This window comes from Bacteroides caecigallinarum, from assembly GCF_021530995.1.
GTDB lineage: Bacteria > Bacteroidota > Bacteroidia > Bacteroidales > Bacteroidaceae > Phocaeicola > Phocaeicola faecigallinarum.
The window spans coordinates 1-206 of record NZ_JADYTF010000391.1 but is presented as its reverse complement, the minus strand read 5'-3'; the positions used below and the strand labels follow the sequence as shown (position 1 = coordinate 206).

Sequence of the window (206 nt, the reverse complement as noted above, 5' to 3'; positions counted from 1 at the left end):
TGTCAGAGAAAGACAAAATCATTGAAGCTAAGGATAAAGCCATTGAATCCAAGGACAATCGTATTGCATCGTTGGAACGTAAACTGGAGTATCTTCAGAGGAAAGTCTGGGGAGCAATGTCTGAAAAGAGAAAACTCCCTGATGACCCAAACCAATTGAAACTTGACTTCGACAAGATGGATATGACTCCAGAGGAGGAAGAGGCA

1 protein-coding gene is annotated in these 206 nt (G+C 42.2%); it reads left to right on the top strand.

Annotated features, from left to right (window positions below; all coding sequences use genetic code 11):
• On the top strand, positions 1-206 hold a 206-nt coding region (locus I6E24_RS17165; protein WP_455577818.1), incomplete at both ends, for an IS66 family transposase.